The sequence below is a fragment of the Variovorax sp. LjRoot84 genome, from assembly GCF_964254305.1.
In the GTDB taxonomy this organism is placed as follows: domain Bacteria; phylum Pseudomonadota; class Gammaproteobacteria; order Burkholderiales; family Burkholderiaceae_C; genus Variovorax.
Genome location: NZ_CAXUTE020000001.1, coordinates 3229772 through 3242948, shown reverse-complemented (window position 1 = coordinate 3242948; position 13177 = coordinate 3229772). Strand labels below are relative to the sequence as shown.

Genomic DNA, 13177 nt, shown 5'->3' with positions numbered 1-13177 from the left:
CAAAGAGGGGAAAGATCATGAACGCACTGGTCCATCTGCTGCGCATCGCGCTGCTGTGCGCGCTGGCCGCCGGGCTCGGCGCCTGCGGCTCGCTGCCGCCGGCCAGGGAGCGGCCTGCGGAGCATTCGGCGCCGGCAGATCCGACGACCACGCTGGCCAAGATCGTCGCCGCATCCACGCCGCCGGACGAACATTCCGGTTTTCGCCTGATGCCGCTCGGCGTGTATTCGCTCGATGCGCGCATCCAGCTCGCACAGCGGGCCGAGCGCTCGCTGGTGGTGCAGTACTACCAGCTCGAGAACGATGCCGTCGGCCGGCTGTTGATGCGCTCGCTGCGCGAGGCCGCGGCGCGCGGCGTCAAGGTGCGCGTGCTGGTGGACGACCTCTACACGGCCAAGAGCCAGTACCTGCTGCTGGCGCTTTCGCAGACACCCAACGTCGACGTGCGGCTCTTCAATCCCTTCTGCTGCGGCCGCGACGGTTTCCTTTCGCGTTTCGTCGCCTCGCCGCACGAGATCTACCGGCTCAACCACCGCATGCACAACAAGCTCTTCATCGCCGACGGCGTGATGGCGGTGGTGGGCGGGCGCAACATCGCCGACGAGTACTTCGTGCTCAGCGAGGCGCAGAACTTCATCGACATGGACGCGGTGGTGGTGGGCAAGGTGCTGCCGCAGCTCGAATCCATCTTCGATGCCTACTGGAACAGCGAGCAGGTCTGGCCGATCGAGGACATCGTGCGCGGTGAGGGCGGCCGAACGCCGGGCGTGGAGGACTTCGACGCCTGGGTCGGCATGGCCGCGCCGCCGCCCAAGATCGTGCTGCCGCCCGCCGACATCCTCGGCTACGGGCCGATCGCCGAAGAGCTCGACGGCGGCCGCATGGGCCTGCTGTGGGGCTGGGCCAATGCGGTGGCGGATCCGCCCACCAAGCCCACCACCATGACAGCCGACGAAGCCCTGGCCACCAGCGTCACGATGCGCATGTGGACCATCCTGCTGGGCGCCAAGAACGAGGTGCAGATGACCTCGCCCTATCTGGTGCCGGGCGACAAGGGCATGGCGGCCTTCGAGGACCTGGCCCAGCGCAAGGTCAAGGTCGTGCTCTTGACCAACTCGCTGGCCGCCAACGACGAGCCGCTGGTCCACACGGGCTATGTGCGCTATCGGCAACGGCTGCTGAGATCGGGCGCCGACCTCTACGAGCTGAGCCCCGAACGCACCACCGCGAGCAAGCGCTTCGGCTCCTTCGGCACTTCGCTGGGACGCCTGCACGCCAAGACCGCGGCCATCGACCGCACCCGCCTCCTCATCGGCTCGGCCAACCTGGACCCGCGCTCGGCCACCCAGAACACCGAGATGGGCGTGCTGATCGACAGTCCGCAGCTGGCGCGCGAGCTGCTGCGCGTGATCAACGTCAGCAGGGTGCAGAACTCCTACCGCCTGCGCCTGGCCAAGGACACCGGCGCCGTCGAGTGGCTCACCACCGACGGCGAGAAGGAGATGGTCCTCACCTCCGAGCCGGAGGCGACCTTCTTCCAGCGCTTCTACAACAGGCTGATCGCGCCGATCGTGCCGGAAATGCTCCTGTAGCCTCGCGCGTGGCCGCCACCTTCCAATCCTTGTCCGTCCTGCAGGTCATGCTGTGGGGCGTGGCCTCCTTCGGCAGCATCTACCTGCTCTTCGGCGCCGCCAACTGGCTGCTGACGCGCAGGCTATTGCCCGCGCTGGGCATCGGCCGCGAACTCGACCCGCGGCCGGTGCCGCCTGGACAGCTGCGCCGGGAGCTCGCGCAGTCGGCCGTGTCGGTGCTGGTCTTCGGCATCGGCATGGTGTTCCCATGGGGATTCCTGCAACTGGGCTGGGCGCGGCTCGATGCGAACCCGAGGGGACTGCAGATCGCACTGGAGATCCTCGCTCTGGCGGTCTGGAACGACGTGCATTTCTGGCTCAACCACCGTCTGCTGCACACCCGGCTCCTGCGGCGCTTCCATGGCCCGCACCATCGCTCGGTCGTGACCACACCCTTTGCCACCTACAGCTTTCATCCGCTCGAGGCGCTGCTGCTGGGCAACGTGATCCTGCCGCCGATGCTGGTGCACGACTTCAGCTTCTGGGCGCTGGCCTCGGTGCCGTTGTTCAGCCTGTTCTTCAACAACGTCGGGCATTCGAACTACGACTTCTTTCCGAAGGTCTCGTACAACCACTGGTTCGCCGCCAGCCGCCGGCATCATCTGCACCACACCTGCCACAGCGGCAACTACGGCTTCCAGTTCATCTTCATGGACCGGCTGTTCCGCACGCGCATCGCGGCCGATGCGGCCGAGCCGCAGCTGCGCGCGTATCGCGAGCAAGAGAGAAACCGTGGCGTCTCGGCCTGATCGTCCAGCGCGCCTGCCGCGCCTGCGCCATTGGCGCGACTGGCAGAGCCTGGCCTACCTTGCCGCACTGCCTGCGCTGGCGGCCTGGCAATGGGTGCACGGCTTCCACTGGCTGCCGTATGGCGCGATGCTGTTCCTCACGCTCGGGGTCAGCGTGATCCATCACAACCATGCGCACCTGCGTCTGTGGCGCGGCCGCCGGGCGAACCGCTTCACCGATTGCTGGCTGACGCTGCTGCAGGGCCATCCGACCTTCGTGTTCTGGCCGGCGCACGTGGCCAATCACCATCGCCACCGGCACGGGCCGAAGGACGCTGCGCGCACCTACCGCTTCGGTGGCGACACCAATCACCTGCTGGGCTACCTCCTGCATCCGCTGCAGGCCGTGGCCGTGCTCTACCCGGTGTTCGTGGCCTGGCTGGGCCGGCTGCGGCGCCACTGGCCGGGCGCGTGGCGCTACTGCATGGCGCAGTATGTGCTTTGGCTCGGCAGCTGGACCGCGCTGCTGGCGCTCGATTGGCAGAAGGCAGTGCTGTTTGTCATCCTGCCGCAGTTGCATGGCCTGCACTGGCTGCTGGCCACCAACTACCTTCAGCATGCGCATGCGGACGGCCGGCCGCGCCCGGAAGGTGCTTCGCTCGATTACGCGCGCAACTTCGAAGGACTGATCAATCCGCTCCTGTTCAACATCGGCCTGCACACGGCGCATCACGAGAACTCGAAGGTGCACTGGTCGGCGCTTTCACGGCTGCACCGTGAGCACTACCGTGCGCGCGTCGACCCTGCGCTCAACGAGCGCGGCCTCCTCGTGTACATGGGGCGCGTGTTCGTCCTGGGTGCGCTCGTGCCGCGCTTTCGCAGTCGCTCGCTGATGTCTCCGAATTCCAATCCACCGTCCTGATCCATGCCCGTTTCCTTCCAGCGTGTCTATCTCGAAAGTGCCGGCTACTTCATGCCCGGCGCGCCCGTGTCCAACGAACGCATGGATGCCTACATCGCGCCGCTCAACCGGATGTCGGAGCGCATCAAGCGGCGCATCCTGGCCGAGAACGGCATCCGCGAGCGCTACTACGCGATCGACGCCGAGGGCCGCACGGTGTACACCAACGCGCAGCTCGCGACGGGTGCGATCCGCCACTGCCTGCAGCAGGGTGCGGCCGAGATCTCGCGCGTGTCGCTGCTGGCCAGCGGCTCCTCGGGCGGCGATGCGCTGATGCCGGGCTTCGCCAACATGATCCAGGGCGAGCTCGCGGCACCGCCGATGGAGACGCTCTCGGTGCACGGCATCTGTGCGGCCGGCGTGTCGGCGATCCAGTCGGCGGCGCAGGGCGTGGAGCTCGGCGCGCATCGCTCGGCGCTGGCGGTGGCGAGCGAGATGCCTTCGCGCCTGTTCAAGCGCTCGCGCTTCGCGGCGCGCGGATACGACACCGATTTCGACTCGCACTTCCTGCGCTGGATGCTGTCCGATGGTGCCGGTGCGTTGCTGCTGTCCGATGGTGCGCCGGCGCTGGCCGGCGCGCCAGGCCTGCGCCTGCGCCTCAAGTGGATCCACCAGCGCGCTTTCTCGGGCGACTACCCCGTGTGCATGCAGCTGGGCTTGACCGAGGATCGCTCGCGCGGGCACCTGGACTTCGGCTCCTGGGGCGAGGCCGAGGCCGCGGGCGCCTTGTCGCTCAGGCAGGACATCCGGCTTCTGCCGCACCTGTTCGACATCGGCATCCACGAATACGCAGGGCTGGTGCGCGAGGGCTGGCTCGACCCGGCGCGGGTCGACCATTTCCTGTGCCATTACTCATCGGAGAAGTTCATTCCCGTGGTCGACGGCCTGATGCACAAGGCCGGCCTCGCCATTCCGCGCGAGCGCTGGTACAGCAATCTGGCCTGGCGCGGCAACACCGGCGCGGCCTCGATCATGATCATGCTGGCCGAATTCCTGCAGACCAAGACTCTGAAACCCGGCGAGCAGATCTTCTGCTACGTGCCCGAGTCGGGCCGCTTCATGGCGGCGTACATGCTGTTCGAGGTCGAAGAGGCCGGCGCCGCTGCTGCCGCTGCGCCTGCGCCGGTTCGCGCGGAGGCGGCGGCCGAGGCGCCGACTGAGGTCATTGCGCCGCCGCACGACCCGGCCGCCGCGCCCGAGGGCCTGGGCGAACTGCTCACCGAGCTGGCCGCGATCTGGCACGACTACCGTTCGCGCGTCTGGCGCACGCCGCTGGTGCGGCAGATCCGCGAGCGCCGCTTCGCGCTCGCCGACTACTTGAACTGGATGGAGAACTGGATTCCCCAGGTGCGCGAGGGCAGCAAGTGGATGCGCGAAGGCGCCGCCTCGCTGGCCGAGCCCTACCAGGCGCTGGCGGCGCTGATCGGCGTGCATGCTGGCGAGGAGCAGGACGACTTCATGATCCTGTTCAACGACTACCGCAAGGCGGGCGGCAGCATCGCAGTCATCGATGCCCTGCGACGCAACCCGGGCGGTGAAGCGCTCAACGCCTACCTGCATGGCCTGGCCGCGACGCGCAACCCGATCGGGCTTTTGGGCGCGATCTACATCATCGAAGGCACCGGGCAGCGCATCGTGCCGGCGCTGCTGCCGCTGATCAAGCCCGGGCTGAAGCTGCCGCCCGAGGCCTTCCGCTTCCTCGAGTATCACGGCCACAACGACGAGAATCACCTCAATCGCTGGCTGGCCGCGGTCGAGATGGCGATGGCGCTCGATGGCGAGGGCAGGGCCGCGCGCCAGATCGTCGACACCGCGCGCCACACCGCGGCGCTCTACCTGATGCAGTTCGAGCACGTCACGGAACGAATGCAAGCATGAGCACAACTCCGGACTTCCTGGCGCAGCAGCACGATCTGCGCGACCCGAGCCCCTGGCTCGCCCTCTACCTCGACCAGAGCACGCCGCTGCCCGACAAGGTGAAGGCGGCCTGGCTCGCCGATTCGAGTTCGGCCTCGCGCCAGTACCTGCTGCCGTTTTTGCGGCCGCTGGCGCGCGCCGCCATCGTGCTGTTCCAGGTGATCAAGGTGTTCATGCCGCGCAAGTGGGCGCATTCGCGGCTGCTGCACCGCCTGCTGGCCTGGGGCCTCCAACGCTTCGTCTCGCCCGAGGCCAATTGGCTGATCCTGCGGCACTTCCACCTGGGTTCGCAGGTGCTGGCCTTCATCGGCGCCAATTCGCCGGTGCCGGTCGCTACCGCGCCGCTGGAGCCGGCCGACATCGACGCGCTGAAGGAGGACATGTTCCTGCAGCACGACCTGAACCTCTTCAATTTCGTGATCCGGCTCAACCAGGCGCTGCGCGCGCAGGGTCTCCAGTTGCGCAAGGCAGAGCAGGTCGATTTCTCGATGATCCGCGAGCCCGCCTTGCAAATCGAAGACATGCCGCACGGCAGGCTCAATTTTCTCGACCTGCAAAGCGCGATCGAGCTGTTCACGCCGCTCTATCAGCTCATGCTGACCGACAACGACTTCTGGCGCGCTGCCAATTCGCTTCAGCTCGACGAAACCATCGGCATCTACGCCGCCACCGTGCTGGATGCGCCCGAGCACCTGATCCTGGTGAACAACAAGCACCCGCTGGTGCCGCTGTCGACCCTGCGCGCGGGGCACCGGCTGGTGATCCACGGCCTGTCCACCGAGATGCTGCACAGCCTCCTGATGAAGTTCCGGGATGCGCGCGCCGCCGCACCCTTGTAATCCGGCGTCCGTGCCCCAGATGCAAGCCATGAACGCTACCAAGACTCCGTCGCCCAAGACCGATCTGGCGGTGACGCACGTGCTGGCCCAGCTCCTCGAGCGGCTCGAGCACAGCGCCGTGCCGGTGGGTGCCGAGCAGTACCGGTCGGTCGTGATGCACCTGGTGGACGAGTTCCGCGAGGTCGAGGCCGGCACCGGCCTCGGGCAGTTGCTGGACGCCTATCCGGCCGCCGCCGAGGTGTACGAAAACCTCAATTACCAGCATGCCGGCCTGTGCCGCTCCGGGCTGGATGCCTCGCTGGCCGCAGAACTGGCTGCCAAGGACGCCATCACGCGCGCCATGCGCCATGCCGAACCCGACGCGACCCATGGCCAAGGCTGATGTCAAGACAGCCGTCGTGGCAGACGGCCTGCGCTACAAGGCCAAGGCGCCGGGCTCTCCTTTCCGCGCCTCGGCTTCGTTCAGTGGCGCGACCATGTCCTGCTTCATGTGCGGCAAGCACCGCGTGCGCTCCCAGATGCGGACCCGGCAGCTGCTGGGCAAGTCGCAAACCGTCTGCGCGCCCTCATGCAAGGCGCTCGACGAGTTGATCGATCGTGACAGCGTTGCGACGTAGTTGACGAATTCGATTTGCCTCTGCAAATCGGCTACCAAAGCGGCGAATTTCGATCTACAGTTGGAAACAATTGATGCAATTATTTGCTTCAATACCAAAGTTCTAATTGATGGTCGATCAAATGATCCCGCTTAAAACCATTGCCTTCTATTGGTCGGAGCGCGTATGAGCAGGCCGCCCCGCCACGTCATCATGCAGGTCGTCAAGCGCTCGGGTGGCGCCACGCACCACGTCGAATTCAGCATGGACGACAACTTCGCCGATCGCCTGCGGCAGCTGCGCTCGCTGGTGCCGCCCCTCAACGCCCTCAACAAGCAGCGCGATCTCGTGATCGACAAGGTGCGCGTTCGCCTGCCCACCGCCGTATGGCGCTGCGGCGGCGACATCGACAGCCAGGTCGACGGCTCCTGCATCGTCATTGCCGCGGAAGGTTTCTTCAATTGCGGCGGCAAGGACCGCAAGACCAAGGAAAAACTGGTCACCTACACCTTCCCGATCGCACGCCTGATCGAATTGCATGCCGAGCGGCCTGCCGGCGAAACCTTCTACATCCGCGACGGCATTTTCACCAACGACGAGCCCGCCAACTCCGCGGCCGGCCGCTGGGTGGCCTCGCTGCACGAGCTGGAAGAGATGCGCATGCCGGATGCGCCGTCCGACTTCGACACGCTCCAGGGCGTGCCGCTGCGCACCGAGCAAGGCGCGCTGCCGACGCACGGCATCAGCCTGAACTGAGCGGCGTGGCGCGCGCCGCCGGCGCGCGCCGCGTACCCCTTACCGAAGCTTCACTTCAACCCGCCGCGCTTCGGCCGGCGGCCCGTCGGCCTGCGTTTGCGCGGGCTTGGCAAGCTCCACCTTGTCGTCGGCCACGCCGGCCAGCCTGAGGGCGGCGCCCACTGCCAGGGCACGCTGCTTGGCGAGCTCGGCATTCTTTTCGGCATCACCGCTGGCGTCGTGGTAGCCGCTCACGAGCACGCGGCCGCCGCTTTGAACCGCCTTGACGATATCGGCCAGCGCGGCGCTCGAGCCTGCGGGCACCTCGGCGCTGGCGGTGGCGAAATAGAACTTGACCACGCCGTTGTCGGTCTTGATCGAGGCGCCCATGTCACCCGAGGCCGCCGGTGCCGTTGCGGGCGCCGGCGCAGGCGCGGTGATCGGAGCAGGCGTTGCAGCGGGCGTTGTCATCGCGGCCGCGTCGCCGGTGTGGAACTTGACCACCAGCGGCACGATCAAGAGCGCCACGATGTTGATGATCTTGATCAGCGGGTTCACCGCCGGCCCGGCCGTGTCCTTGTAGGGGTCGCCCACGGTGTCGCCGGTGACGGCGGCCTTGTGCGCCTCGGAGCCCTTGCCGCCGTGGTTGCCGTCCTCGATGTACTTCTTGGCGTTGTCCCAGGCGCCGCCGCCGGTGCACATCGAGATGGCGACGAACAGGCCGGTGACGATGGTGCCCATCAGCAGACCGCCCAGCGCCTTCGGACCCAGCAGCAGGCCGACCACGATCGGCACCACCACGGGCAGCAGGCTCGGGATCATCATTTCCTTGATGGCCGCACCAGTCAGCATGCTCACGGCACGGCCGTACTCCGGCTTGCCGGTGCCTTCCATGATGCCGGGGATCTCACGGAACTGCCTGCGCACTTCCTCGACCACCGAACCGGCCGCGCGGCCCACAGCCTCCATCGCCATGGCGCCGAAGAGATAGGGGATCAGGCCGCCGATGAAGAGGCCCACGATCACCATCGGGTCGCTCAGGTTGAAGCTGATGGCCTGCCCGTAGCTCTCGAGCTTGTGGGTGTAGTCGGCGAACAGCACCAGCGCGGCCAGGCCGGCCGAGCCGATCGCGTAGCCCTTGGTCACGGCCTTGGTGGTGTTGCCCACGGCGTCCAGCGGGTCGGTGATGTCGCGCACGCTGGCCGGCATTTCCGACATCTCGGCGATGCCGCCGGCGTTGTCGGTGATCGGGCCGTAGGCGTCGAGCGCGACCACGATGCCGGCCATGCTGAGCATGGCCGTGGCCGCCACTGCGATGCCGTAGAGGCCCGCGAGCCAATAGGACGCCATGATCGCGATGCAGACGCAGATCACCGGCCAGGCGGTGGAGCGCATCGACACGCCAAGGCCCGCGATGATGTTGGTGCCGTGCCCGGTGGTCGAAGCCTGTGCGATGTGGCGTACCGGCGAGTACTGCGTGCCGGTATAGAACTCTGTGATCCACACCAGTGCGGCCGTGAGTGCCAGGCCGACGAAGCAGGCGCCGAAGAGCTTGAGCTGGCTGCCCGAGGCCGCGATCGCGTTGTCGGGGATGAGCCATTGCGTCACGAACCAGAACGCGATCAGCGACAGGCCGCCCGCCACCGCCAGCCCCTTGTAGAGCGCCGGCATCACGTTGACCATGCCCGGCGAGGCCTTGACGAAGAAGCAGCCGATGATCGACGCGATGATCGATACGCCGCCGAGCGCCAGCGGGTACAGCACGGCGTTGAGCGGCGCCGCCGCCACCATCAGCGCGCCCAGCACCATGGTCGCGATCAGCGTCACCGCATAGGTCTCGAACAGGTCGGCCGCCATGCCGGCGCAGTCGCCGACGTTGTCGCCCACGTTGTCGGCGATCACCGCCGGGTTGCGCGGGTCGTCCTCCGGAATGCCGGCCTCGACCTTGCCCACCAGGTCGGCGCCGACGTCGGCGCCCTTGGTGAAGATGCCGCCGCCCAGCCGCGCGAAGATCGAGATCAGCGAGGAGCCGAAGGCGAAGCCGATCAGCGGGTTGAGCAGGTTGGCGAGGTTCTTGTCCGGCGTCAGGTTGCCGTTGCCCACGAGGAACCAGTAGAAGATCGTGACGCCCAGCAGGCCCAGCCCCACCACCAGCATGCCGGTGATGGCGCCGCCGCGGAAGGCGACGTCGAGCGCCGGGCCGATGCCCTGGGTCGCGGCCTGCGCGGTGCGCACGTTGGCGCGCACCGAGACGTTCATGCCGATGAAGCCGCAGGCGCCCGAGAGCAGCGCGCCGACCACGAAGCCGGCCGCGGTGGTCGCATCGAGGAAGATCCCGATCAGGATCGCGAGCACGATGCCGACTACGGCGATCGTGCGGTACTGCTTGGCCAGGTAGGCCGCGGCGCCGGTCTGGATCGCGGCCGCGATCTCCTGCATTCGGGCGTTGCCCGGGTCTTTCGAAAGAATCCAGCTGCGCGCCCAGAAACCATAGCCCACGGCCACGAGGCCGCAGACGATGGCGAGGACGAGAGGGGTGTTGCCGATCATGCCTTGCTTCTCCATTCGTACGTTGTGACTTGTGGAGACGAAAGCACTTAGCCCTGCGCGCAACGCGTACGGGTCAGTGCTTCCGCCGCGTTGCTTCCTCGAAGCCCCGATGCCTTGCAAAAAGCCGGGGCCGATTGGCCAACGCGGCCAATTTACAGGCAAATGCCGGGTTTCGTGCGACCGGGCCGTGACACGGAAAGTAAACTTCGGGTTTGTCCGCATCCCGCGAACACTTTCAACTACTCCAGACAGATCTATGTCCCTCGGCCAAGTTTCCCCCGGCAAAGACGCCCCCGAAGCCTTCAACGTCGTCATCGAAATCCCGATGAACGCCGACCCGATCAAATACGAAGTCGACAAGGAATCCGGTGCGATCTTCGTCGACCGCTTCATGACGACCGCGATGCATTACCCGACCAACTACGGCTATGTGCCGCAGACGCTCTCGGGCGACGGCGATCCGGTCGACGTGCTGGTCATCACCCCTTGGGCGCTGGTGCCGGGCGTGGTCGTGCCGTGCCGCCCGATCGGCATCCTGATGATGGAAGACGAGGCCGGCGTCGACGGCAAGGTGCTCGCCGTGCCCACCGACAAGGTGCTGCCGATCTACAGCCACTGGAAGAAGGTCGAAGACGTGAACCCGATGCGCCTGAAGGCCATCACGCACTTCTTCGAGCACTACAAGGACCTGGAAGCCGGCAAGTGGGTCAAGGTGCTGGGCTGGGAAGGCATCGACGCCGCCAAGAAGGAAATCATGGACGGCATCGCCAACTACAAGAAGTAGGAGCGAGCAGGGCCGCCGCTCATTCGGCGGCGATCCCCGCCCGATGCGCCAGCGCGCGATAGCGCGAAATCTCCGATTCCATCAGGCTCCGGAAAGGGGCCGCGCCGATCATCACGGGCTCCATGCCCTGTGCGCGCAGCTGGTCCTGAATCGCCTTGTCAGCCATCGTGGCGCTTACCTCGGCCGCCAGCCTCTGGATCACCGGTGCTGGGGTGCCGGCCGGCGCAGCCAGTCCGTACCAGGCGTCGAAGGTGGCGTCGGGCATCTTGAGCTCGGCCATGGTGGGCACGTCCGGCAGCATGCTGGAACGCGTCGTACCCACGACGGCCAATGCGCGCAGCTTGCCCGAGCGCACATGCGGCGCGACGGCGGCCACGGTGTCGATGCCCATCTCGATCTCGCCGCCGATCAATGCGATCGCGCTCTGGCTGCTGCCCTTGTAAGGCACGTCCTGCAGCTTCACGCCCGCTGCCATCGCGAACATTTCGCCGGCCAGATGCGGGCCGGAGCCGCTGCCGAAGGTGGCGTAGCGGATGCCCTGGGGCTTGGCCTTGGCCGCAGCGGCGAGTGCCGCCACGCTGTGCCAGGGCGAGGCCGCATTGACCACCAGCACCAGCGGCGCTTTCGCGATGATCGCCACCGGCGCCAGGTCCTTCAGCGGGTCGTAGGGCAGTCGCGCACGCAGCGCTGCATTCACGCTGTAGGTGGAAGAACCCGAGACCAGCAGCGTGTAGCCGTCAGGCTGCGCCTTGGCGACCGCGTCGGCGCCGATGATGGTCGCTGCGCCGGGCTTGTTGTCGACGACGACCGGCTGGCCGAGCCGATCGGCCAGCTTCTGACTCAGCGCGCGCGCCACGATGTCGGTGCCGCCACCGGGCGGGAAGGGCACGACCAGCTTGATGGTCTTGGCAGGCCAGGCATCGGCGGCCTGCGCAAGGCCGGCAGCGGCGGTGAAGGCGATGGCGGCAAGGAGTTGGGCGAGTTGCTTCATGCGGCTTTCTGATGGGAAGTTGCAGCGATCGATCCAGCCTGCCAGGGTGTGTTCGCGGCGGCATCGCCGAGATCCCAGTACAGGCCGGCCATGATCTGCAGGCCCTCGCGGGCGAGTGGCGCAAGCAGGTGTTCGTTGGGCGCATGCTGTGCACAGGCCGGGTAGGAGTGGGGCACCCACAAGGTCGGCAGGCCCAGCAGGTCGGCGAAGACATCGTTGGGCAAGGAGCCGGCGAGGTTCGGCAGAAGGTCGGGGCGCTGGCCCGTGCTCGCCTCGATGGAGCGCTGAGCCCAGCCGACCCAGGGGTTGTCGAGGTCCAGACGGGTCGCGGCGCCTTCGAGCGTGACCTGCACCTCGACCTGCCCGAATCCATGTGCGTCGAGATGGGCACGCACGATCGACGCGAGCTCGCGCCAGGGCGTGCCCACCACGAAGCGCAGCTGGCAATGCGCCACCGCTTCACCGGGGATCGCATTGACCGGTCGCTGCGGCGAGCCCGCGCCGAGCGCGAGCACCTCGATGGTGTTCCAGGCCATCAGCCGCTCGGCCGGGTTCAGACCGGGCTCGCCCCAGCCGGCATCCAGCGCGGGGTCGTCCGCGCCGCCGCCGATCTCGATGGCCGCCAGGGCTTGGTGTACCGAATCCGGGATGCTTCGCGGCCGAAGCGCGTCGACCAGGATGCGGCCCTTGGCATCCACCAGCGTCGCCACCGCATGGCTCAGCACCGTGGCCGGGTTGGCGAGCACGCCGCCCCAGTTGCCGGAGTGATAGCCGCGCGGCCGGGCGCGCAACCGCAGGCTGAAGTTGACCGCGCCGCGCGAACCGAGGAACAGCGTCGGGCGCCGGGCGTTCACGCGCGGCCCGTCGCAGGCGATCAGCAGATCGGCGCGCAGCTTGTCGGCCTGCTGCCTGCAGACCTCATGCAGGCCGGGCGACGCGGCCTCCTCGCCCATCTCGAGCAGCAGCGTCACGTTGTAGCCGAGCCGGCCGTTGCGTGCCCGCAGCACCTGTGCGAGCGCGCCGAGGTTGATGGTGTGCTGCCCCTTGTTGTCGGCCGTGCCGCGTCCGTACCAGCGCTCGCCCTCGATCGTCAGCGTCCACGGCCCGAGGCCTTCGCGCCATTGCGCGTCCTGGCCGCTGACGACGTCGCCATGGCCGTAGGTCAGCACGGTGGGGAGCTCGGCGCCCTCGATGCGGCGCGCAATCAGGAAGGGTCCGCCGCCGGGCGCCGGGTTGTCGATCAGCTCGCAGGCGAAGCCGAGCCGCGTGAGCGGTGCGCTCATCTCCTCGCGCAGGTAGGCGCCGAGCGCGGGCGTCGTGGCGCCGGTGTCGCTCTCGGTTCGGAATGCGATGCGCCGCCGCAGGTCGGCCAGGAAGCGGCCGTCGTCGAAGTAGGCGGCGGCAGCGGAGAGACAGTCGATGCGTTGCATGGTCGTGGATGCGTG

At 67.4% G+C, this 13177-nt stretch carries 12 protein-coding genes; 9 read left to right on the top strand and 3 right to left on the bottom strand.

The window, feature by feature from the left end:
* The first annotated feature begins 17 nt into the window (after positions 1-17).
* From ACSQ9I_RS16250 to ACSQ9I_RS16215, 8 genes are all read left to right on the top strand, one after another.
* Positions 18-1592 carry a phospholipase D family protein gene (locus ACSQ9I_RS16250; RefSeq protein ID WP_436309087.1) on the top strand — a complete coding sequence of 525 codons (1575 nt, stop codon included), beginning with the start codon at positions 18-20 and terminating at the stop codon, positions 1590-1592.
* A 47-nt stretch (positions 1593-1639) separates the two neighbouring features.
* Positions 1640-2380, top strand: a complete 741-nt coding sequence (locus ACSQ9I_RS16245; RefSeq protein ID WP_436315761.1) for a sterol desaturase family protein — start codon at positions 1640-1642, stop codon at positions 2378-2380.
* A complete protein-coding gene (locus tag ACSQ9I_RS16240; RefSeq protein ID WP_436313770.1) occupies positions 2364-3281 on the top strand; it encodes a fatty acid desaturase in 918 nt (305 codons plus the stop codon). The genes ACSQ9I_RS16245 and ACSQ9I_RS16240 overlap by 17 nt, the downstream gene beginning before the upstream one ends.
* A gap of 3 nt (positions 3282-3284) precedes the next feature.
* Positions 3285-5198 carry an iron-containing redox enzyme family protein gene (locus tag ACSQ9I_RS16235; protein ID WP_436313769.1) on the top strand — a complete coding sequence of 638 codons (1914 nt, stop codon included), beginning with the start codon at positions 3285-3287 and terminating at the stop codon, positions 5196-5198.
* Positions 5195-6076 carry a DUF6999 family protein gene (locus tag ACSQ9I_RS16230; RefSeq protein WP_436313768.1) on the top strand — a complete coding sequence of 294 codons (882 nt, stop codon included), beginning with the start codon at positions 5195-5197 and terminating at the stop codon, positions 6074-6076. Before ACSQ9I_RS16235 ends, ACSQ9I_RS16230 begins: the two co-directional genes overlap by 4 nt.
* A 19-nt stretch (positions 6077-6095) precedes the next feature.
* A complete protein-coding gene (locus ACSQ9I_RS16225) occupies positions 6096-6458 on the top strand; it encodes a hypothetical protein (RefSeq protein ID WP_436313767.1) in 363 nt (120 codons plus the stop codon).
* A complete protein-coding gene (locus ACSQ9I_RS16220) occupies positions 6445-6693 on the top strand; it encodes a hypothetical protein (RefSeq protein WP_093108846.1) in 249 nt (82 codons plus the stop codon). The genes ACSQ9I_RS16225 and ACSQ9I_RS16220 overlap by 14 nt, the downstream gene beginning before the upstream one ends.
* 165 nt (positions 6694-6858) lie before the next feature.
* Complete coding sequence (locus tag ACSQ9I_RS16215; protein ID WP_093108845.1) at positions 6859-7428, top strand: hypothetical protein; 570 nt, start codon at positions 6859-6861, stop codon at positions 7426-7428.
* A 39-nt stretch (positions 7429-7467) separates the two neighbouring features.
* Here the strand turns inward: ACSQ9I_RS16215 and ACSQ9I_RS16210 are convergent, their stop codons facing one another.
* Complete coding sequence (locus ACSQ9I_RS16210) at positions 7468-9957, bottom strand: sodium-translocating pyrophosphatase (RefSeq protein ID WP_436313766.1); 2490 nt, start codon at positions 9955-9957, stop codon at positions 7468-7470.
* A 256-nt stretch (positions 9958-10213) separates the two neighbouring features.
* On the opposite strand from ACSQ9I_RS16210, the gene ppa reads away from it, so the two are divergent.
* The gene (ppa, locus tag ACSQ9I_RS16205) at positions 10214-10741 is read left to right on the top strand and encodes an inorganic diphosphatase (RefSeq protein WP_093108843.1); all 528 of its coding nucleotides are present in this window, start codon (positions 10214-10216) and stop codon (positions 10739-10741) included.
* A 19-nt stretch (positions 10742-10760) separates the two neighbouring features.
* Here the strand turns inward: ppa and ACSQ9I_RS16200 are convergent, their stop codons facing one another.
* Positions 10761-11732, bottom strand: a complete 972-nt coding sequence (locus tag ACSQ9I_RS16200) for a Bug family tripartite tricarboxylate transporter substrate binding protein (protein WP_436313765.1) — start codon at positions 11730-11732, stop codon at positions 10761-10763.
* The gene (locus tag ACSQ9I_RS16195; protein WP_436313764.1) at positions 11729-13162 is read right to left on the bottom strand and encodes a M20 family metallopeptidase; all 1434 of its coding nucleotides are present in this window, start codon (positions 13160-13162) and stop codon (positions 11729-11731) included. Before ACSQ9I_RS16195 ends, ACSQ9I_RS16200 begins: the two co-directional genes overlap by 4 nt.
* Positions 13163-13177 lie beyond the last annotated feature (15 nt).

What these genes read in the sequence shown, in the direction of transcription:
- ACSQ9I_RS16195 (WP_436313764.1), bottom strand. Translation starts at nt 13,162, where the DNA reads ATGCAACGCATCGACTGTCTCTCCGCTGCCGCCGCCTACTTCGACGAC.
- ACSQ9I_RS16225 (WP_436313767.1), top strand. Translation starts at nt 6,096, where the DNA reads ATGCAAGCCATGAACGCTACCAAGACTCCGTCGCCCAAGACCGATCTG.
- ACSQ9I_RS16210 (WP_436313766.1), bottom strand. Translation starts at nt 9,957, where the DNA reads ATGATCGGCAACACCCCTCTCGTCCTCGCCATCGTCTGCGGCCTCGTG.
- ACSQ9I_RS16220 (WP_093108846.1), top strand. Translation starts at nt 6,445, where the DNA reads ATGGCCAAGGCTGATGTCAAGACAGCCGTCGTGGCAGACGGCCTGCGC.
- ACSQ9I_RS16215 (WP_093108845.1), top strand. Translation starts at nt 6,859, where the DNA reads ATGAGCAGGCCGCCCCGCCACGTCATCATGCAGGTCGTCAAGCGCTCG.
- ppa (WP_093108843.1), top strand. Translation starts at nt 10,214, where the DNA reads ATGTCCCTCGGCCAAGTTTCCCCCGGCAAAGACGCCCCCGAAGCCTTC.
- ACSQ9I_RS16235 (WP_436313769.1), top strand. Translation starts at nt 3,285, where the DNA reads ATGCCCGTTTCCTTCCAGCGTGTCTATCTCGAAAGTGCCGGCTACTTC.
- ACSQ9I_RS16245 (WP_436315761.1), top strand. Translation starts at nt 1,640, where the DNA reads ATGCTGTGGGGCGTGGCCTCCTTCGGCAGCATCTACCTGCTCTTCGGC.
- ACSQ9I_RS16230 (WP_436313768.1), top strand. Translation starts at nt 5,195, where the DNA reads ATGAGCACAACTCCGGACTTCCTGGCGCAGCAGCACGATCTGCGCGAC.
- ACSQ9I_RS16250 (WP_436309087.1), top strand. Translation starts at nt 18, where the DNA reads ATGAACGCACTGGTCCATCTGCTGCGCATCGCGCTGCTGTGCGCGCTG.
- ACSQ9I_RS16200 (WP_436313765.1), bottom strand. Translation starts at nt 11,732, where the DNA reads ATGAAGCAACTCGCCCAACTCCTTGCCGCCATCGCCTTCACCGCCGCT.